Source organism: Microbacterium thalli (genome assembly GCF_028737325.1).
In the GTDB taxonomy this organism is placed as follows: domain Bacteria; phylum Actinomycetota; class Actinomycetes; order Actinomycetales; family Microbacteriaceae; genus Microbacterium; species Microbacterium thalli.
On record NZ_JAQZCH010000001.1, the window covers coordinates 1,399,236 to 1,416,939 of the forward strand.

Annotated in this window: 15 protein-coding genes; 11 read left to right on the plus strand and 4 right to left on the minus strand. The window is 71.5% G+C overall.

Features of this window, described 5'->3' with window-relative positions; translation table 11 throughout:
• Positions 1–14 precede the first annotated feature (14 nt).
• Positions 15–2,828: a translation initiation factor IF-2 gene (infB, locus tag PUW82_RS06790; RefSeq protein WP_274221521.1), complete on the plus strand. Its 2,814-nt coding sequence runs from the start codon at positions 15–17 to the stop codon at positions 2,826–2,828.
• A 134-nt stretch (positions 2,829–2,962) separates the two neighbouring features.
• A complete protein-coding gene (rbfA, locus tag PUW82_RS06795; RefSeq protein ID WP_274221522.1) occupies positions 2,963–3,400 on the plus strand; it encodes a 30S ribosome-binding factor RbfA in 438 nt (145 codons plus the stop codon).
• A gap of 45 nt (positions 3,401–3,445) precedes the next feature.
• Here rbfA and PUW82_RS06800 read toward each other — a convergent pair whose 3' ends face one another.
• Entirely contained in the window at positions 3,446–4,312 is an 867-nt protein-coding gene (locus PUW82_RS06800) for an iron-sulfur binding domain-containing protein (RefSeq protein WP_274221523.1), read from the minus strand.
• Positions 4,313–4,444: 132 nt separating this feature from the next.
• On the opposite strand from PUW82_RS06800, the gene truB reads away from it, so the two are divergent.
• The 4 genes from truB to PUW82_RS06820 are packed head-to-tail and all read left to right on the plus strand — an operon-like array spanning position 4,445 to position 7,175.
• A complete protein-coding gene (gene truB, locus PUW82_RS06805) occupies positions 4,445–5,356 on the plus strand; it encodes a tRNA pseudouridine(55) synthase TruB (RefSeq protein ID WP_274221524.1) in 912 nt (303 codons plus the stop codon).
• Entirely contained in the window at positions 5,353–5,721 is a 369-nt protein-coding gene (locus PUW82_RS06810) for a hypothetical protein (protein ID WP_274221525.1), read from the plus strand. The genes truB and PUW82_RS06810 overlap by 4 nt, the downstream gene beginning before the upstream one ends.
• Positions 5,722–5,754: 33 nt before the next feature.
• Entirely contained in the window at positions 5,755–6,207 is a 453-nt protein-coding gene (locus PUW82_RS06815) for a hypothetical protein (RefSeq protein WP_274221526.1), read from the plus strand.
• Positions 6,204–7,175, plus strand: coding sequence for a bifunctional riboflavin kinase/FAD synthetase (locus PUW82_RS06820; RefSeq protein ID WP_274221764.1), 972 nt, complete (start codon positions 6,204–6,206; stop codon positions 7,173–7,175). The genes PUW82_RS06815 and PUW82_RS06820 overlap by 4 nt, the downstream gene beginning before the upstream one ends.
• A gap of 43 nt (positions 7,176–7,218) precedes the next feature.
• Here the strand turns inward: PUW82_RS06820 and deoC are convergent, their stop codons facing one another.
• Positions 7,219–7,935 (minus strand): deoxyribose-phosphate aldolase, encoded by a 717-nt coding sequence (gene deoC, locus PUW82_RS06825; RefSeq protein WP_274221527.1) that lies wholly within the window; start codon positions 7,933–7,935, stop codon positions 7,219–7,221.
• A 324-nt stretch (positions 7,936–8,259) separates the two neighbouring features.
• On the opposite strand from deoC, the gene PUW82_RS06830 reads away from it, so the two are divergent.
• Both PUW82_RS06830 and PUW82_RS06835 read left to right on the plus strand, forming a co-directional pair.
• Positions 8,260–10,413: a DEAD/DEAH box helicase gene (locus tag PUW82_RS06830; RefSeq protein ID WP_274221528.1), complete on the plus strand. Its 2,154-nt coding sequence runs from the start codon at positions 8,260–8,262 to the stop codon at positions 10,411–10,413.
• A gap of 117 nt (positions 10,414–10,530) precedes the next feature.
• Positions 10,531–11,559, plus strand: coding sequence for a 6-phosphofructokinase (locus tag PUW82_RS06835; RefSeq protein WP_274221529.1), 1,029 nt, complete (start codon positions 10,531–10,533; stop codon positions 11,557–11,559).
• An 87-nt stretch (positions 11,560–11,646) separates the two neighbouring features.
• Here the strand turns inward: PUW82_RS06835 and PUW82_RS06840 are convergent, their stop codons facing one another.
• Complete coding sequence (locus PUW82_RS06840) at positions 11,647–13,038, minus strand: threonine/serine exporter family protein (RefSeq protein ID WP_274221530.1); 1,392 nt, start codon at positions 13,036–13,038, stop codon at positions 11,647–11,649.
• Between the two features lie 166 nt (positions 13,039–13,204).
• On the opposite strand from PUW82_RS06840, the gene PUW82_RS06845 reads away from it, so the two are divergent.
• Positions 13,205–14,491 (plus strand): aspartate kinase, encoded by a 1,287-nt coding sequence (locus tag PUW82_RS06845; protein ID WP_274221531.1) that lies wholly within the window; start codon positions 13,205–13,207, stop codon positions 14,489–14,491.
• A 48-nt stretch (positions 14,492–14,539) separates the two neighbouring features.
• Here PUW82_RS06845 and coaBC read toward each other — a convergent pair whose 3' ends face one another.
• On the minus strand, positions 14,540–15,745 hold the full coding sequence (coaBC, locus tag PUW82_RS06850) for a bifunctional phosphopantothenoylcysteine decarboxylase/phosphopantothenate--cysteine ligase CoaBC (protein WP_274221532.1): 1,206 nt from the start codon (positions 15,743–15,745) through the stop codon (positions 14,540–14,542).
• Between the two features lie 69 nt (positions 15,746–15,814).
• Here coaBC and PUW82_RS06855 point away from each other — a divergent pair, with 69 nt between their 5' ends.
• Together PUW82_RS06855 and PUW82_RS06860 are read left to right on the plus strand one after the other, a co-directional pair.
• Complete coding sequence (locus tag PUW82_RS06855) at positions 15,815–16,531, plus strand: NRDE family protein (protein ID WP_274221533.1); 717 nt, start codon at positions 15,815–15,817, stop codon at positions 16,529–16,531.
• A 94-nt stretch (positions 16,532–16,625) separates the two neighbouring features.
• On the plus strand, positions 16,626–17,684 hold the full coding sequence (locus PUW82_RS06860) for an aspartate-semialdehyde dehydrogenase (RefSeq protein WP_274221534.1): 1,059 nt from the start codon (positions 16,626–16,628) through the stop codon (positions 17,682–17,684).
• Positions 17,685–17,704 lie beyond the last annotated feature (20 nt).

A 17,704-nucleotide genomic window follows, 5' to 3' on the forward strand; every position in this document is an offset into this window, starting at 1 on the left:
CTGACAGGAGAATTGTGGCAAAACCACGCGTACATGAGATCGCTTCCGAGCTCGGCGTCGACAGCAAAGTCGCACTCGCCAAGCTGAAGGAGCTCGGCGAGTTCGTCAAGAGCCCGTCATCGACCATCGAGCCTCCCGTGGCTCGCAAGCTGCGGGCTGCGCTCCAGGCCGAGGGCGGTTCCGCCGCTGCGGCCCCCGCGCCCGCCGCTTCTTCGGGCCCGCGCCCCGGCGCCGCCCGTCCGGGTGCCGGCAAGCCCGGTCCCGCTGGCGCCAAGCCCGGCCCTGCCGGCGCGAAGCCCGGCCCCGCGAAGCCCGCCGCACCGGCTGCGCCCGAGGCGCCCGCCGCTCCGGCCGCCCCCGCGGCATCCACCCCGGCCGCGCCGGCGACCCCGGCTGCTCAGCCCGCGGCCCCCGCCGCGCCCTCTGCCCCGACTCCCGGTGCCGGCAAGCCCGGCCCGGCCAAGCCCGCGGGCCCGACGCCCGGCGGCTCGCAGCCTCCGCGTCCGGGTGGCGCGCGTCCCGGCAACAACCCCTTCGCTCCTTCGCAGGGCATGGGTCAGCGTCCCGCCGGCCCGCGTCCGGGCAACAACCCCTTCGCTTCAGCGCAGGGCATGGGTCAGCGACCCAACCCCGGCAACATCCCGCGTCCGCAGGCTCCGCGTCCCGGCGCCCCGCGTCCCGGCGCTCCGCGTCCCGGTGGCGCTGGTCGTCCCGGTGGTGGCGGTCGTCCCGGCGCGCCGTTCCAGCAGCGTCCCGGTGGTCCCGGTCGTCCCGGCGGTGCCGGCGGCGGGTTCCAGCGTCCCGGTGGCGCCCCGGGCGGCGGCGGTTTCGCCGGTCGTCCCGGTGGCGGTGGCGGCCGTGGCCGTGGTCCCGGCGGTGGCACCGCAGGTGCCTTCGGCAAGGGCGGCGGCAAGTCGAAGCAGCGTAAGTCGCGTCGCGCGAAGCGGCAGGAATTCGAGATGCGGTCGGCGCCGGTCGTCGGCGGTGTCAACGTCCAGAAGGGCAACGGCGAGATCATCCGCCTGCGCCGTGGCGCGTCGATCGCGGACTTCGCCGACAAGCTCGAGGCGCTGCGCGGCTACACGGTGCAGCCCGGCACGCTCGTGACCATCCTGTTCAACCTGGGTGAGATGGCCACGGCCACCGAGTCGCTCGACGAAGCCACCTTCGAGGTGCTCGGCGAGGAGCTCGGCTACACCATCCAGATGGTCTCGCCCGAGGACGAGGACAAAGAGCTCCTCGAGGGCTTCGGTCTCGACCTGGATGCCGAGCTGGAGGCCGAGAGCGAGGACGACCTCGAGATCCGTCCTCCCGTGGTCACCGTCATGGGCCACGTCGACCACGGTAAGACGCGACTGCTCGATGCGATCCGTCAGACCAACGTGGTCGCGGGCGAAGCCGGCGGCATCACGCAGCACATCGGTGCTTACCAGGTCTGGACCGAGCACGAGGGGATCGAGCGGGCCATCACCTTCATCGACACCCCGGGTCACGAGGCGTTCACCGCCATGCGTGCCCGTGGTGCGCAGGTGACCGACCTCGCGATCCTCGTGGTCGCCGCCGACGACGGCATCATGCCGCAGACGGTGGAGGCGTTGAACCACGCACAGGCGGCGAACGTGCCGATCGTGGTCGCGGTCAACAAGGTCGACAAGCCCGACGCCAACCCCGGCAAGGTGCGCCAGCAGCTCACCGAGTACGGTCTCGTGGCCGAGGAGTACGGCGGCGACGTGATGTTCGTCGACGTGTCCGCTCGTCAGGGCACCGGCATCCAGGAGCTTCTGGACGCGGTGCTGCTCACGGCCGACGCCGGGCTCGACCTCACGGCGAACCCGAACAAGGCGGCGCGCGGTGTCGCGATCGAGGCCAAGCTCGACAAGGGCCGCGGTTCGATCGCCACGGTGCTCATCCAGTCCGGAACGCTGCGCGTCGGAGACGCGATCGTCGCCGGAACGGCGTACGGCCGCGTGCGTGCCATGGTCGACGAGAACGGCGACGCCGTCGAAGAGGCCTACCCGTCGCGTCCGGTCCAGGTGCAGGGTCTGAACTCCGTGCCCCGCGCCGGTGACGTGTTCATCGTCACCGACGAGGACCGCACGGCGCGTCAGATCGCTGAGAAGCGTGAGGCCGCCGAGCGCAACGCCCAGCTGGCCAAGGCCCGCAAGCGCATCTCGCTCGAGGACTTCACCCGTGCTCTCGAAGAGGGCAAGGTCGAGTCGCTCAACCTCATCATCAAGGGTGACGTCTCGGGTGCCGTCGAGGCCCTCGAGGAGTCGCTGCTCAAGATCGAGGTGGACGACTCCGTGCAGCTGCGGATCATCCACCGCGGCGTCGGTGCCATCACCGAGTCGGACATCAACCTGGCGACGATCGACAACGCGATCGTCATCGGCTTCAACGTCCGTCCCGACACGAAGGCGCGCGAGCGTGCTGCCCGCGAGGGTGTGGACGTCCGGTTCTACTCGGTCATCTACAACGCGATCGACGACGTCGAGCAGTCGCTCAAGGGCATGCTCAAGCCGGAGTACGAAGAGGTCCAGTCGGGTGTGGCCGAGATCCGCGAGGTGTTCCGCTCCTCGAAGTTCGGCAACATCGCGGGTGTCATCGTCCGTTCGGGCACGATCACGCGCAACGCGAAGGCACGCGTCATCCGCGACGGTGTGGTGCTCGCCGATGGCCTGGCCATCGAGTCGCTCCGCCGCTTCAAGGACGACGTCACCGAGGTCCGCACGGACTTCGAAGCCGGTATCGGCCTCGGCAAGTACAACGACATCCAGATCGGTGACGAGATCGAGACCACCGAGATGGTGGAGAAGCCGCGCGGCTGACCCATCGTTGGTTGCTACGGCGATGGATGTCGCTCGGATGACGGGACCCCCAAGACCCGACTATCCGAGCGACATCCATCGCCTCCGCAGTCGCCGGTCCGCCGACGAGCGGGCCCGAAGAAGGAGAAGAAGGTATGTCCAGCGAACGTCAGTCGCGCCTGGCCGATCGCATCCGCGTCCTCGTCGCGGAGCGTCTGGAGAAGGGCCTGCGCGACCCGCGGCTCGGCTTCGTGACCATCACGGACGTGCGCGTCACCGGTGACCTGCAGCACGCCTCGGTGTTCTACACCGTGTACGGCTCGGACCAGGAGCGCGCCGACTCCGCCGAGGCGCTGCGGGCGGCCACGGGCATGCTGCGCAGCGAGGTCGGGCGCAAGCTCGGCGTCCGCCTGACCCCGACCCTCGAGTTCATCCTCGACGCGATCCCGGAGAACGCCGGGCACATCGAGCACCTGCTGCGCGAAGCGCGCGAGCGGGATGCCGCGACCGCCGCCACCGCGACCGGTGCGGACTACGCGGGAGAGCCCGACCCCTACGTCAAGCCGCGCGAGATCGCGGACGACGAGGACTGATCGGACGGGGGATGTCGCTGCGGCGGCATCCCCCTTCCTCGATCGTCAGCGGGGAAGGCGCAACCGTCCGTCGACCGCTTCGACGAGGCCGTCGGCGACGAGCGAGTCGATCGCGCGGTCGCGCTGCACGAGATCCGGCCAGTCGGGCACGACGTCGGTGCTCGCGACGTCGTGCGCGGGTGCGTCGCGCAGCACCCGCAGAACGGCGCCGCGCGCCTGCCGGTCGCTGCCTTCGTAGCGGGCCTGTTTCACGCGGGTGTCACCGGTATCGGGGTAGCCCGCGACGCGCCATGCGCAGCGATCGCTCAGCGGGCACGCCTCGCACCTCGGAGCGAGCGCCGTGCAGACCAGGGCGCCGAGCTCCATCGCCGCGGCGTTGACCACCGCCGCGTCCGGGACGCTCGCGGGCAGGATCGCGCTCATGTCGGCCAGGTCGCGTTTGGCCGCCGGCCCGGGCTGCGAACGCCCGTCCACCGCGCGCGCGAGCACGCGCCGGGTGTTGGTGTCGACGACCGGATGCCGGTCGCCGTAGGCGAACACGGCGACGGCGCGCGCGGTGTAGTCGCCGATGCCCGTGAGCGCGAGCAGGTCGTCGACGTCGCGGGGCACGATGCCGTCGTGGCGGTCGCGGATCTCGACCGCTGCCCGGTGCAGCCACAGCGCCCGCCGCGGGTATCCGAGGTTGGCCCAGTGGCGCACGGCGTCGGCCGGCGGGGCCGCCGCGAGGTCCGCGGGCGTCGGCCACCGCTCCAGCCACGCTTCGAGCAGCGGGATCACTCGGCTGACCGGGGTCTGCTGCAGCATGAACTCGCTGACGAGCGTGCCCCATGCGCCGAAACCGGCACGACGCCAGGGCAGGTCGCGCGCGTTGTCGCGGTACCACTCGATGAGCGGTGCGGCGAGGTCCGACATCCCTCCAGCCTAAGCGGCCGCGGATGAGACGCACGCCGAGCGTGGGGCCCAGATGAGACCGCGCGCGGTCGGCGAAACGGCACCCGAAGCGCCGGACCGGCGGGCACGGCCCAGCGCCGTAGGCTGGAAGGTATGCCCGAACCCGCGCCCCGTGGCATCCTGCTCGTCGACAAATCGGGCGGGATGACCAGTCATGACGTCGTCGCCCGCGCTCGTCGGGCGCTCGGCACCCGCAAGATCGGGCACGCCGGGACGCTCGACCCGATGGCGACCGGCTTGCTCGTGCTCGGCGTCGGTGCCGCGACGCGGCTGCTGACCTACATCGTCGGCCTCGACAAGACGTACGAAGCGACGATCCGGCTCGGCGTCGCGACCGACTCCGACGACGCGGACGGGGGCGAGACCGCACGCGCGCATCCGGATGCCGTCGCGGCGGTCACCCGCGAGCGCATCGACGCCGGCGTCCGCGAGCTCACGGGAGAGATCGCGCAGGTGCCGAGCCGGGTTTCGGCGATCAAGGTCGGGGGCAAACGCGCCTACGATCTCGTGCGCGCCGGCGAGGAGGTCGAACTGAAGGCCCGTCGCGTGACGGTCTCGCGCTTCGACGTCGTCGCCGTGCGCGGTGCCGACCTTGACGCGGGCGGCACCGCCGTGGACGTCGATGTCGTGGTCGACTGCACGAGCGGAACCTACATCCGGGCCCTCGCCCGAGACCTCGGCGCCGACCTCGGCGTCGGCGGTCACCTGACGGCGCTGCGACGCACTCGCATCGGCCCGTTCGCGGTGGCCGACGCGGGCCCCGAGATCGAACCCGGCGCAGCGCTGCTGAGCGACGCGGCCGTGGCCACGGCGGTGCTCGGTGCCTTCGACGTCAGCGCCGACGAGGCCCGCGATCTGCGGCACGGCAAGCGGCTGCCCGGAGCCGCGGCGCGGCTGACCGGAGACACCCCGGCCGCCGTCGATCCGGACGGGCGACTCGTCGGCATCGTCGAACGACGGGGTGACGACGTCAAGAGCCTCATGAACATGGCGGCGGACGCGTGATCTCGGTCTTCACCATCGTGCAGGTCGCGATAGCGGTCGCCGCGGGTCTGCTGTGCGTCGTCCTGGGGCTCGCGAACCGGCGCCCCAGCGACCTGTCGGTGGGGTCGCTCGCGCTCGTCGAGCTGCTTCTGCTGGCGCAGGTCGTCATCGCGATCGTCGCCCCCTTCGCCGGCAACAGCCCGAGCGGAAGCGCGCTGGAGTTCTGGGTCTACCTCGTCTCCGCGGTGCTGATCCCACCGGCGGCGGTGTTCTGGGCGCTCGTCGAGCGCAGCCGCTGGAGCACCGTCATCCTGGGCGTCGCCGCGCTGTCGGTGGCGGTCATGGTGTGGCGGATGCAGGTCATCTGGACGGTTCAGGTCGGCTGAAGCCGCACCGGTGGCGCCTATCATTGACAGGTCATGGATCACACCCGTCCCCGTATGACCGGCATCGGTCGCGTCCTCGTGGTCGTGTACGCCGTGATGGCGCTCGCGGCCACGGGGCGCTCGTTCGTGCAGATCGTCGAGGACTTCGCCTACGCGCCGCTCGCGTACTCGCTGTCGGCGGTGGCCGCGCTCGTGTACGTCCTCGCGACGGTCGCCCTCGTGAACTCGGGTTCGCGCGCCTGGTACCTCGTCGCCTGGGTGGCGATCTGCTTCGAGCTCGCCGGCGTCCTCCTCGTCGGCACCCTCAGCCTCGTGCTGCCCGACCTGTTCTCGCACGACGCGACGGTGTGGTCGGGGTATGGCTTCGGATACTTCTGGGTGCCGTTGGCCTTGCCGTTCGTCGGCATCTGGTGGCTCGTCGCACACCGCGACGGCGCACCGAAGACCGAGGAGGCTCCGGCCGTCCTGGAGGGTTCGTCATGGTGACCGTGTTCCGCGATCCGGCCGAGGTCCCGCCCGGCTTCGGCCCCAGCGTCGTCGCGATCGGGAAGTTCGACGGTGTGCATTCGGGTCACCGAGCCGTGATCGACCGGGCGCGGGTGGATGCCGCCGAGCTCGGCGCCCGCGTGGTCGCGGTCACCTTCGACCGCAACCCGCTGAGCCTGTTGCGTCCCGAGCTGTGCCCGCAGCCGCTCGTCGGCCTCGAGCAGAAGATCGGGCTTCTCGCGGCAGCGGGCGTCGATGCGGTGCTCGTGCTGCGTTTCGACGACGAGCTCGCCGCCCTGCCCGCCCGCACTTTCGTCGAGAGCATCCTCGTCGGCGCGCTCGGCGCTGTCGCGGTGCTGGTCGGCGACGACTTCCGGTTCGGCCGAGGCGGCGAGGGCGATCCGGACCTCCTCACGCGGCTCGGCGACGAGCTGGGATTCGACGTCGCAGTCATCGGCGACGTGCGCGCCCGCGACGCCGGACGCCGGGTCTCGTCGACCTGGGTGCGCGACCTGCTCGCCGAGGGCGACGTCGAAGGCGCCGCGCGGCTGCTCGGCCGCCCCCACGCGGTCGAGGGGGTCGTGGTGCACGGGCTCAAGCGCGGGCGCGAGCTCGGTTACCCGACCGCCAACCTCTCCGCCGACGCGGCCGGGTTCATCCCCGCCGACGGGGTGTACGCCGGCTGGCTCGTCGACCAGGGTGCCGAGGGGCCCGCGGATGCCGCCGCCGGCAGCGTCATCCGCTATCCCGCCGCCATCTCCGTGGGCACCAATCCGACCTTCGACGACGTCCCACAGCGTCAGATCGAGGCGTATGTGCTCGACGAGACGACCCTCGACCTGTACGGGCACCGCGTCGAGGTGCGCTTCGCCGCGCGCATCCGCGGGATGGTGGCGTTCACCGGCATCCCGGCGCTCATCGCCCAGATGGACGACGACATCGTCCGGGTGCGCGAAGCCCTGGCCTGACCGGCCCGGCGGCCGTCAGCCCGTGGGAGTCAGCCCGTGGGCGTCAGTACGACGACTGGTCGACGGCGCCGGTGGCCTCGCCGCCGGCCTCGATGCGCCGGGCCTCGCCGAGGATCGTGGCGCTGCCGCTCGTACCCAGGCGGGTGGCGCCGGCCTCGAGCATGGCCACGGCATCGGCGAAGCTGCGGACGCCGCCGGAGGCCTTCACCTGCACCGAGGGGCCGACGTTCTCGCGCATGAGGCGGACGTGGGGAACGGTCGCGCCGCCGCCCGCGAAGCCCGTGGACGTCTTGACGAAGTCCGCACCGCCGGCTTCGGTCAGGCGGCTGCCGCGTGCGATCTGCTCGTCGTCGAGCAGGCTGGTCTCGAGGATCACCTTGACGATCGAGTCGCCCGCGGCGTCGACCACCGCGCGGATGTCGTCGACCACGACGTCGTCGAAGCCCGAGCGCAGCGCCGCGATGTTGATCACCATGTCGAACTCGCTGGCACCGTCGGTGCGCGCCTGCTGGACCTCGGCGACCTTCGCGGCGGTCGAGGTCGTGCCGTGCGGGAACCCGATGACGGTGCCGACGGCCACGCCGGTGCCCGCCAGACGCTCGACCGCATGCGCGATGTCGGACGGACGCACGCACACCGAGAACACACGCCATTCGGCGGCGATGGCGAGCTCGGCGTCGACCTGCGAGCGGGTCAGCTCGGGCTTGAGGATCGCGTGGTCGAGGGTCGCAGCGAGGTCGCGCTCGGAGATCGTGGGCATGGTCTCAGCGTACGCGGTCGCCGCGACCCGGTTCGGTTCGCCACCGGGGCGCAGGCGTCCGCGTGCCGCTCCCGCGAGCGCACCCCGTTTCTCGGAACCGCCGCGTCGCAACCCGCGGTGGTGCGTCCTCACGGGCGCGGACGATGATGGCGTAGACTGACGACCGGGGACATCGTCGTATTCGACGCCGCAGCTCGCTGAAGCGAGTGCCCGTGGCCGGCCGACGAGAACCCCATCGCTCGCCTGACGTTCCGACGTCAGCTCGGGCGGCACCTCGTACGTTTCCGTCACGACGGAACTCCGGCACTCAGGCTCAGGAGGAGCATGCCGACCATGGCCACCGCCGCAGCGACCGCCAACCGCCGCAGGAAGTCCTCGTCCGCGCGCCGAGACGACGACGCCCCGCTCATCCCGATCCTCGCGCGCAAGGTGCGCGAGGTCGAGGCGAAGGCGCAGCGCGGCAAGCTCGGTCCCACCAATCGTGTGAAGTTCCAGGTCATCGCGTTCCTCGTCCGAGAGGAGCGCGCCCGCGTCAAGGCCGACGAGAGCATCTCGACGGCGGCGCGTGCGGAGCTGCTCAAGCGCCTCGACGGCGTCGCGACGATCCTGGCCAAGACGGCCGCGCGCGACACCTCCCTCATCCAGCTGCTCGAGGTCGATCAGGCGACGTCGCCGGTGGCCAAGCGCATGCGGCGCGACTGGCTGCTCGAGTCCGGGGCGGAGCTGCCCGAGGACGAGCTGATCATCACCGATGCCGCGCCGGCGCAGTCACCCGTCGTGCCCGCCGCGGTCGCCGACCGGCAGGTCACCCCGCCGCAGGTCTTGGCTCGCCGCGAGGCGAACCCGTTCCTCGCCCCCGACCTCGAGCTGCGCGCACCCCACCCCACGCCGCGCCGCCGCCTCGACGGCTGGGAGCTGATGGGCCCGCTGTACAAGGCGTTCGAGACCGGCGCCGGCGGCGCCGCCGCCTCGATGGACCTGCCCCCCGTGCCGGAGTTCGACCGACTCTCGCCCAAGGGCCTCGAGGTCATGCCCCACCAGTCGCGGTTCCTCGAGGCGGTGCGCGAGGGACACCGCTCCTTCCTGCTGGCCGACGAGCCGGGACTCGGAAAGACGGCGCAGTCGGTGCTTGCGGCATCCGTCGCCGATGCGTATCCGCTGCTGGCCGTCGTGCCGAACGTCGTGAAGATGAACTGGGCGCGCGAGGTCGAGCGGTGGACGCCGCAGCGCCGGGCGACGGTCATCTCGGGCGACGGCGACCAGATCGACGCGTTCGCCGACGTCTTCATCGTCAACTACGAGGTGCTCGACCGGCACCTGTCGTGGCTCGGCTCGCTGGGGCTGCGCGGCATGGTCGTCGACGAGGCGCACTTCATCAAGAACCTCTCGTCGCAGCGGTCGCAGAACGTGCTCGCGTTGGCCGGCCGCATCCGCGAGCAGGTCCGCGACCCGCTCATGCTGGCCCTGACCGGCACACCGCTGATCAACGACGTCGAGGACTTCGATGCGATCTGGCGGTTCCTCGGCTGGACCAACGGCGAGAAGCCGGGTCCCGTGCTCATGGAGCGCCTGGACGAGACCGGACTCACGCCGGCCGACAAGGCGTTCTACCCCGCCGCCCGCGACGCCGTCATCTCGATGGGCATCGTGCGCCGGAAGAAGAAGGATGTCGCGGCCGACCTGCCCGACAAGCTCGTGGCCGATCTGCCCGTGCAGCTCGACGACGAGTACGGTCGCTCGATCCGTCAGGCCGAGCAGGAGCTGGGTGAGCGCATGGCCGCCCGCTATCGCCGCATCATCGAGGCCCGCGGTGACCGCGTGTTCATCGGCGAGGCCGACGACGACATCGTCCGCCTCGTCTCGACGCAGGAGCTCGAGGAGTCCAAGGCCGCCGGCACCGGCGCCGAGAACGTCTTCACGATGGTCCGTCGCATCGGCCAGGCCAAGGCCGTGCTCGCCGCGGACTACGCCGCGCAGCTGCAGCGCTCGGTCGGCAAGGTCGTCTTCTTCGCCAAGCACATCGACGTCATGGATGCCGCGGAGGCCCACTTCGCGGCCGCGGGGCTGCGCACGGTCTCGTTGCGCGGCGACCAGACCGCGACCGCCCGCCAGGACGCGATCGACGCCTTCAACAACGATCCGGACGTCGCGATCGCGGTGTGCTCGCTGACGGCCGCGGGTGTCGGGGTGAACATGCAGGCGGCGTCGAACGTCGTGCTCGCGGAGCTGTCGTGGACGGCGGCCGAGCAGACGCAGGCGATCGACCGCGTGCACCGCATCGGTCAGGAAGAGCCCGTGACGGCGTGGCGCATCATCGCCGCCCACACGATCGACACCAAGATCGCCGAGCTGATCGATTCGAAGCAGGGGCTCGCGGCACGCGCGCTCGACGGCGAGGCGGTCGACCCGACCTCGAGCGACTCGGTGCAGCTGTCGGCGCTCATGCACCTGCTGCGTCAGGCGCTCGGCGCCGCCTGAGCGCGGCAGAGGAGTTTCTCCGGCGGTCCCCGCGTGGCAGCGGGGGCGCGGCGACGATAGTCTCGGATCGAGGCATCGTCGCCGCACCCCCACCCAGCTACCACGAAGGATCTCCCCATGAAGATCGGCATCCTCACGAGCGGCGGCGACTGCCCCGGACTCAACGCTGTCATCCGAGGCGTCGTGCTCAAGGGCACCACCTCGTACAACATCGAGTTCGTCGGCATCCGTGACGGCTGGCGCGGCGTGGTCGACGGTGACTTCTTCCCGCTGACCCGCCACGAGGTGAAGGGTCTGTCGAAGGTGGGTGGCACGATCCTCGGCACGAGCCGCACGAACCCCTACGAGGGCCCCCGCGGTGGCGCCGAGAACATCGCCGCGACGCTCGACAAGCACCGCATCGACGGCATCATCGCCATCGGCGGCGAGGGCACGCTCGCCGCGGCCAACCGCCTCGCCAACGACGGCATCAACGTCCTGGGTGTTCCCAAGACCATCGACAACGACCTGAAGGCGACCGACTACTCGTTCGGCTTCGACACGGCCGTCAACATCGCGACCGACGCGATGGACCGCCTGCGCACGACGGGTGACTCGCACCAGCGCTGCATGGTCGCCGAGGTCATGGGCCGCCACGTCGGCTGGATCGCACTGCACGCGGGCATCGCCGCCGGCGCCCACGTCATCTGCATCCCCGAGGTGCCGATGTCGATCGACGAGATCGTCGCCCAGGTCACCAAGGCGTTCGACCGCGGCCGCGCGCCGCTCGTGGTCGTGTCGGAGGGCTTCAAGCTCACGGGCCAGGACGAGGCGTACAGCGACAAGGGCCTGGACGCCTTCAACCGTCCCCGTCTCGGTGGCATCAGCGAGGTGCTCGCGCCCGAGATCGAGCGCCTCACGGGCATCGAGACCCGTGCGACGGTGCTCGGTCACATCCAGCGAGGCGGCTCGCCCTCGGGCTTCGACCGCGTGCTCGCGACGCGACTGGGGCTCGCTGCCGCCGACGCCCTCGTCGACGGCGCCTGGGGCCAGATGGTCTCCCTCAAGGGCACCGACATCGTCCGCGTCTCGTTCGACGAGGCGCTCGGCGAGCTGAACACCGTGCCCCTGTACCGCTACGAAGAGGCGGCCGCCCTCTTCGGCTGAGCAACCACCGCTTCTTCCCGCGACCGCGTCCGCACAGGTTCTCCTCCGAGAACCGCCGGGCGCGGTCGCTGCCGTTTCGGGCGCTCGTCAGCGCACGCGCGCGCGCGAGCGGATGACCGACCCGAGCGAGGCGCGCAGCGGCTGGCCGAGGTAGATGCCGAGCGACGCCCCCACCGCCAGCGCGATGCCGATGGTGGCGGCATCCGCGAGCGTGCTGAACCCCGTCAGCAGGGTGGCGGGGCTGTCGCCCGACTCGACCACCCCGAGCAGGCCGCGGAACACCGCCGCTCCGGGCACCATCGGCAGGATCGCCGCCGTGGTGATGGCGACGGAGGGCACATGCAGGCGATACGCGGCGACGATGCCCGCGAGGCTTGCCACGAAGGCCCCCACGCCGCTGGCGGTGGCGGTCTCGAACCCGACGGATGCCGCGGCGACGTAGCCCGCCCAGGCGACCACGCTGAGGGCGACGCTGACGACGATGATGCGCAGCCCCGCACCGTTGAAGATCGCGACGGCGAGGGCGATCAGCCCCGCCCCGAAGAACTGCAGTGGGATGCCGCCGAGGGGGAGTGCCTCGGTGGGGGCTTCGAGCCCCAGCCCGATGACGCGTGCTGTCTCGATGCCCGCCAGGATGCCGAGGACGACGCCGAGGGTCTGCGTGACGAGCTCGAGGATGCGTCCCATGGCGGTCAGCGCGAAGCCGTCGATGGCGTCCTGCGCGGCGCCGACGACCGTCAGGCCCGCGAGCATGAGGACGATGCCCGACGCGACGATGACGGACGGTCGCATGCTCATCGCCGCGTCCCATCCCGTGGAGCGCAGCAGGGGGGAAGCGGCCGCGACGATCGTGAGGACGAAGGCGCCGGCGATCTGACTGAAGAAGAACGGCACGCGTGCGCGTCCGAGCAGGAACTGGGTGAACGCGGCCGCGCCCGCGGCCAGGAACGACAGCAGGATGACCAGCCAGTTGCCGCCGAACATGAGCGCGACGCCGACCGCGAGGAGGGCCTGCGACGCGACGACGACGGGCTGGTGATAGCGGAACGGCGTCCGACGGATGCCGCGGAAGCGCAGGGCGGCGGCATCCAGGGGCAGCCCCGAGCGGATCTCGGCCACGAGGGCCTGCAGCCGCTGCAGGCGGGCATGGTCGGGCGCAGCGCTGCGCACGACGCGCATGAGCGTGATGGGGCGGTCCTCGCCGCTGCGGTGATGCGCGACGGTGATGGAGTTGTAGGTCACGTCGACGTGCACGGGGTCGAGCCCGTAGACGCCTGCGACCCGCACGATCGTGAGCGTGACCTCGCTCGCGGGCGAGCCGGCGACGAGCATGGTCTCGCCGATGCGGATCGCCAGATCGAGCACCCGCACGGCGAAGGCGTCGTCGATGACGGGCAGCATCTCGGTCGCGGGGCCGGCCATCGCGTCGGAGGTGCGGACGAGTGCGTTCAGCGACGCGAAGAGCCGGGGACGTCCCATGCGGTCCAGCCTAATTCGGCCGGTCCCGGCGGAGCGCCGCTTCCGGCGGGGACGGGCTGTCACATGGCGAACACCGCATGGGAGGCTCCGTAAGATGGGGCGGTGGACGCGGCATCCGGCGTCCTGAGGCAATCGCGCCGGTTCCGGCATCCCGGGGAGAACCCACATGGCATTGATCGTGCAGAAGTACGGCGGGTCGTCCGTCGCCGATGCGGAGAGCATCAAGCGGGTCGCCAAGCGCATCGTCGACACCCGTCGCGCCGGCCACGACGTCGTCGTCGCCGTGAGCGCCATGGGCGATACGACGGACGAGCTGCTCGACCTCGCCAACGAGGTCGCCCCCATCCCCGCCCCGCGCGAGCTCGACATGCTGCTCAGCTCGGGCGAGCGCATCTCGATGGCGCTGCTGGCGATGGCGATCCATTCGATGGGCTTCGAGGCGCGGTCCTTCACCGGCAGCCAGGCCGGCATGATCACCGACGCCACCCACGGCGCGGCCCGCATCGTCGATGTCACGCCGGTGCGCCTGCGCGAGGCCCTCGACGAGGGCGCCATCGTGATCGTCGCCGGCTTCCAGGGCTTCAACCGCGACACCCGCGACATCACGACCCTCGGCCGCGGCGGCTCCGACACCACCGCCGTCGCGCTCGCGGCGGCCCTCTCGGCCGACGTCTGCGAGATCTACAGCGACGTCGACGGCATCTACACCGCCGACCCGCGCGTCGTGCCCAAGGCGCGCAAGCTCGGCGTCGTCTCGGCGGAAGAGATGCTCGAGCTCGCCGCCAACGGCGCCAAGGTGCTCTACATCCGTGCGGTGGAGTACGCCCGCCGCCACGGCGTCATGATCAACGCCCGGTCGACGTTCAGCTCCGGCACCGGCACCTTCGTGCTGGGTCCGGGCATGACGCTGCCCGCAGGTCGAAAGGAAGAAGAGATGGAAGAGCCGATCGTCGCGGGCGTCGCCACCGACCTCAGCCAGGCCAAGATCACCGTCATCGGGGTGCCCGACGTGCCCGGCAAGGCGGCCGAGATCTTCAAGATCGTCGCCAAGTCCGGCGCCAACGTCGACATGATCGTCCAGAACGTCTCGGCGGCCACGACCGGCCGTACCGACATCTCGTTCACCCTGCCGAAGACCGACGCCACGCTGGCACTGCGTGCCCTCGCCGGTGAGCAGAACGAGGTCGGCTTCGAGAGCCTCGTGCACGACGACCAGATCGGCAAGCTCTCGGTGGTCGGTGCGGGTATGCGCACGCACTCCGGCGTCTCGGCGACGCTGTTCGAGGCGCTGTCGACGGCCGGCGTGAACATCGAGATGATCTCGACGTCCGAGATCCGCATCTCGGTGGTCGTCCGCGGCGACGAGCTCGCCGAGGCCGCACGCGTCGTCCACACCGCTTACGGGCTCGACGGCGACACCGAGGCCGTCGTCTACGCCGGCACCGGTCGCTGACGTCCGCGGGGTCCGCGACGGGCCCCGTCGATCAGTGCGATCGAGCGGTCAGCGGATGCCGCGGACGGCGGTGATCGCGTCCCAGACCGCGCGGGCCACGACGGCTTTCGAGCCGGTTGCCTCGGCCACGACCGCGCCGTCCGCACCGATCACCGCGATCGTGTTGCCGCCCGCGCCGAACCCGGTGTCCCAGCCCACCTCGTTGACGACGAGAAGGTCGGCGCCCTTGCGCTCGCGCTTGCGCCGCGCGCGCTCGAGCAGGTCGTCATCGGCGGTCTCGGCCGCGAACCCGACGACGGTCTGACCCGGCCGGCGCGCGGCGGCCAGCCCCGCGAGGATGTCGTCGTTGGGTACGAGCGCGATGCTGTCGAGGGGACCGTCCTCCTTACGGAGCTTGCTCTCCGAGACCGAGGCGGCGCGGTAGTCGGCGACCGCGGCGACCATGACGACGACGTCGGCGGATGCGGCCGCCGTGCCCATCGCCTCGCCGAGCTGCGCCGCGGTCTCGACGTTCACGATCGTCACGCGCGGGTGCGCCGCGACCCCGTCGAGCACACCGGCATCGACGGATGCCGCCACAAGGGTCACCGTCGCGCCGCGCCGGGCCGCGTCGAGGGCGACCTCGGCGCCCTGTCGTCCGCTCGAACGGTTGCCGAGAAAGCGCACCGGGTCGAGCGGCTCGCGGGTGCCGCCCGTCGAGACGGCGACGTGAAGTCCGTCGAGCGGCCCGCCCGACACCGCCGCGAGGGCCGCGGCGACGATGTCCTCGGGTTCCGACAGACGCCCCGGCCCGCTGTCTCCGCCCGTCAACGGGCCGTCGGCCGGGCCGACCACCACGACGCCGCGCTCACGCAGGGTCGCGACGTTGGCGGTGGTGGCGGGGTGCCGCCACATCTCCGTGTGCATGGCCGGGGCGACGACGACCGGCGCCGTCGTGGCCAGCAGCGTGGTGCCGAGCAGATCGGACGCGAGACCCGCCGCCATCGCGGCGAGGGTGTTCGCGGTGGCGGGGGCGACGATGACGAGGTCCGCGCTCTGACCGAGCGCGACGTGCCGCACCTGCGCCACGTCGTCGTGGACCGAGGTCGTGACGGGGTTCCGGCTGATCGCCTCCCACGTCGTGAGGCCGATGAACCGCAGCGAGTCCGGCGTCGGCACGACGTGCACGTCGTGCCCGGCCTGCACCAGCAGCCGGACCAGCTGCACGCTCTTGTACGCGGCGATGCCGCCGGTGACCCCGACTACGATGAACATGTCCCGATCCTCCCACGCCGTAGGGAGAGCGCGGAGGGCGCGGACGGGACGTCGAGAGCGAGAACCGTCATGTGCACCGTCGTCATCCAGGTTCCCTCGGACCGCACCCATCCGGTGCGGCTGCTCGCCGTGCGCGACGAGGATCCGGCACGCGCGTGGGACCCCGTCGGGCCGTGGTGGCCCGAGTCCTATCCCGGCGTCATCGGGGTGCGCGATCGCCGCGCCGGCGGCGCATGGCTCGCCGCGGACGACGAGCAGCGGCGCCTGGCCGTCATCCTCAATCGCGCCGACGTGCTGCCCGACGACGCCCCGGCGGCATCCCGCGGCGGCATCGTCCTCGACGCCGTCGCCGGCGACCCGCCGACGGGCGCACCGCCCACGCACGGCTTCAACCTCGTCGACGTCGGGCCCGACGGTGTGCGCGTGACGATGTGGGATGCCGCGACCCTGCGGACGGTCGCTCTCGAGCCCGGCACGCACATGATCGCGCACGACGACGTCGACGATCCGCGCACGGCCCGCATCCGCCGGTGGCTCGGGGCGTTCGCCGCGGCGGCTCCCGAGCTCGAGCGGAGCGCAGACGTCACGCCCTGGCTCGACGTCCTGCAGGACACCACGGCGACGCCCGCGGCCGACGACGCGGCCATCATCCGCGACAACCGGCCGTACGGCATCCCGACGCTGTCGTTGCTCGTGTGCACCGCGACCATCGGCTCGGACGGCGTCGACGTGGCCTACGGCGCGCTCGCCGTGCCGGGGGAGTGGAACCGCCCCGAGATGGCGTGAATCCGGCGGTCATCGGCCGTCACGCGGGCCGAGGCGGCTTCGGCCCGCCGGTAGAATCGCGGAAACCCGATCCCGCTCCACGCAAGGAACAGCTATGACCCGCATCTCCGATTCCGGACTCTCCGTCGCCGTCGTCGGCGCCACCGGCCAGGTCGGAAAGGTGATGCGCGAGATCCTCGTCGAGCGAGACTTCCCGATCCGCGAGCTGCGTCTGTTCGCGACCGCGCGCTCGGCCGGCACGTCCATCGACTTCGCCGGTCACGACGTCGTCGTCGAAGACATCGCGACCGCCGACCCGGCGGGCATCGACATCGCCCTGTTCTCGGCCGGCGCGACCGGCTCGCGCGCGCACGCCCCGCGCTTCGCCGAGGCCGGTGCCGTCGTCATCGACAACTCCAGCGCCTGGCGCATGGACCCCGAGGTGCCGCTCGTCGTGAGCGAGGTGAACCCGCACGCGACGCTCAACCCGCCCAAGGGCATCATCGCCAACCCCAACTGCACGACGATGGCCGCGATGCCGGTGCTGAAGGTCCTCGACACCGAGGCCGGTCTCGAGCGCCTCATCGTCTCGACCTATCAGGCTGTCTCCGGCTCCGGGCTCGCGGGCGCCGAGGAACTGCTTGGGCAGGTCGAGGGCGTGCTCGCGCAGGGACACACGCTCGATCTCGTCCACGACGGCTCGGCCGTGGAATTCCCGCAGCCCGAGAAGTACGTCGCCCCGATCGCGTTCGACGTCATCCCCTTCGCCGGCAACCTCGTCGACGACGGCGACAACGAGACCGACGAGGAGAAGAAGCTGCGCAACGAGAGCCGCAAGATCCTCGAGCTGCCCGACCTGCGCGTCGCCGGCACCTGCGTCCGCGTGCCGGTGTTCACCGGCCACTCGCTGTCGATCCACGCGGAGTTCGCCCGCGACATCACGCCCGACCGTGCCCGCGAGGTCCTCTCGGCCGCACCTGGCGTGGTGCTCGAAGAGGTGCCGACGCCGCTGCAGGCGGCGGGCAACGACCCGAGCTACGTCGGCCGCATCCGTGCCGATCAGTCCGCACCCGAGGGCAAGGGCCTCGTGCTGTTCATCAGCAACGACAACCTGCGCAAGGGTGCCGCGCTCAACGCGGTGCAGATCGCCGAGATCGTGGCCGAACGCCTCTGACCGGGCGGCCGGATTCCGGC

What these genes read in the sequence shown, in the direction of transcription:
- rbfA (WP_274221522.1), top strand. Translation starts at nt 2,963, where the DNA reads ATGTCCAGCGAACGTCAGTCGCGCCTGGCCGATCGCATCCGCGTCCTC.
- PUW82_RS06800 (WP_274221523.1), bottom strand. Translation starts at nt 4,312, where the DNA reads ATGTCGGACCTCGCCGCACCGCTCATCGAGTGGTACCGCGACAACGCG.
- truB (WP_274221524.1), top strand. Translation starts at nt 4,445, where the DNA reads ATGCCCGAACCCGCGCCCCGTGGCATCCTGCTCGTCGACAAATCGGGC.
- PUW82_RS06815 (WP_274221526.1), top strand. Translation starts at nt 5,755, where the DNA reads ATGGATCACACCCGTCCCCGTATGACCGGCATCGGTCGCGTCCTCGTG.
- deoC (WP_274221527.1), bottom strand. Translation starts at nt 7,935, where the DNA reads ATGCCCACGATCTCCGAGCGCGACCTCGCTGCGACCCTCGACCACGCG.
- PUW82_RS06830 (WP_274221528.1), top strand. Translation starts at nt 8,260, where the DNA reads ATGCCGACCATGGCCACCGCCGCAGCGACCGCCAACCGCCGCAGGAAG.
- PUW82_RS06835 (WP_274221529.1), top strand. Translation starts at nt 10,531, where the DNA reads ATGAAGATCGGCATCCTCACGAGCGGCGGCGACTGCCCCGGACTCAAC.
- PUW82_RS06840 (WP_274221530.1), bottom strand. Translation starts at nt 13,038, where the DNA reads ATGGGACGTCCCCGGCTCTTCGCGTCGCTGAACGCACTCGTCCGCACC.
- PUW82_RS06845 (WP_274221531.1), top strand. Translation starts at nt 13,205, where the DNA reads ATGGCATTGATCGTGCAGAAGTACGGCGGGTCGTCCGTCGCCGATGCG.
- coaBC (WP_274221532.1), bottom strand. Translation starts at nt 15,745, where the DNA reads ATGTTCATCGTAGTCGGGGTCACCGGCGGCATCGCCGCGTACAAGAGC.
- PUW82_RS06855 (WP_274221533.1), top strand. Translation starts at nt 15,815, where the DNA reads ATGTGCACCGTCGTCATCCAGGTTCCCTCGGACCGCACCCATCCGGTG.
- PUW82_RS06860 (WP_274221534.1), top strand. Translation starts at nt 16,626, where the DNA reads ATGACCCGCATCTCCGATTCCGGACTCTCCGTCGCCGTCGTCGGCGCC.